The sequence below is a fragment of the Streptomyces sp. SID1328 genome, from assembly GCF_009865595.1.
GTDB lineage: Bacteria > Actinomycetota > Actinomycetes > Streptomycetales > Streptomycetaceae > Streptomyces > Streptomyces griseoluteus.
Genome location: NZ_WWKH01000571.1, coordinates 1 through 1135 on the forward strand (window position 1 = coordinate 1; position 1135 = coordinate 1135).

Consider the following 1135-nt stretch of genomic DNA (forward strand, 5'->3'; position numbering starts at 1 on the left):
TCCAGGACCAGCATGGCGTTCTTGCCGCCGAGTTCGAGGGAGACGCCGATCAGGCGGGCGGCGGCGCCCTGGGCGACCTCGCGGCCGGTGCGGGTGGAGCCGGTGAAGGAGACGTAGTCGGCGTGCCGGACGATCTCCGGGCCGACCACCGGGCCCTCGCCGAGGACCACTTGGAAGACCCCGGCGGGCAGTCCGGCCTCGATCAGCAGGTCACGCGCCCACAGGGCGGTCAGGCAGGTCTCGGTGTCCGGCTTCATCACGACCGCGTTGCCGGTGACGAAGGCGGGCAGGGCGTCGCCGACGGAGAGTTCGAGGGGGTAGTTCCAGGGGGCGATCTGGCCCACGACCCCGCGCGGGTGCCGCAGTTCGGTCACCTTGGTCAGGGTCGGCATGGCGCCGGTGTGCCGCTTGGGCCGCAGGTAGGCGGGGGCGCGGCGGCCGTAGTGCCGGGCGGCGACGACGACGGCCTGCACCTCCTCGTGGGCGTGCAGCCGCGCCTTGCCGGTCTCCAGCTGGATGAGGTCGAGCACCTCGGACTGCCGCTCCAGCACCAGGTCGTGGAAGCGCAGCAGCACCGCGGCCCGTGCGCGCACCGGGGTCCGCTCCCACACCCGCTGGGCGGCGCGGGCGGCCTCGAAGGCGGCGGCGACGTCGTCCGGGGTGGACTCGGGCAGGTCGGCGAGCTTGGCCCCGGTGAGCGGGGTGTGGTTGCTGGTCCGGCCCGAGCCGGTGACGCCCTTGGTGAGCTGGGCCAGCAGCTCGGGGGTGACCACGTCGGCGGCGGTGCGCACGCCCTCGGGGGCCGGGGCGATCGGATTGGTGCCGGTGACTTCCGGGGCCTGCGAGTCCGTCATGAGCGGCAGGGTATGCCGGTGGCCGCCCTTTCGGTACCCGTCGGTAACGGGGTTTCACCGGCCGCACACATTCCGCCAGTGATCACTGGCGTATACGTGCTGATCAGCGCGTTGTCGGCCCGGTCACTCGGCTCCGGGTTTTTTGGACAGCAGCAGCCCGAGGGCCGCGAGCGGGGTGCGGCGCACGACCGGGGCGGGCGTCACGACAGTCCGCGTGGGCTCCGTGCCGGGTTCGGGTTCCGGCTCCTCCACCCGCGTGCCGGCGCGTCTCTCCAGCTCCG

1 protein-coding gene is annotated in these 1135 nt (G+C 73.5%); it reads right to left on the reverse strand.

Annotation, left to right across the window (positions count from 1 at the left end):
- Window positions 1-854 (reverse strand): aldehyde dehydrogenase family protein (locus GT030_RS18040; RefSeq protein WP_161201966.1); only part of this gene is annotated, 854 nt, incomplete at its 3' end.
- Between the last annotated feature and the right edge of the window lie 281 nt (window positions 855-1135).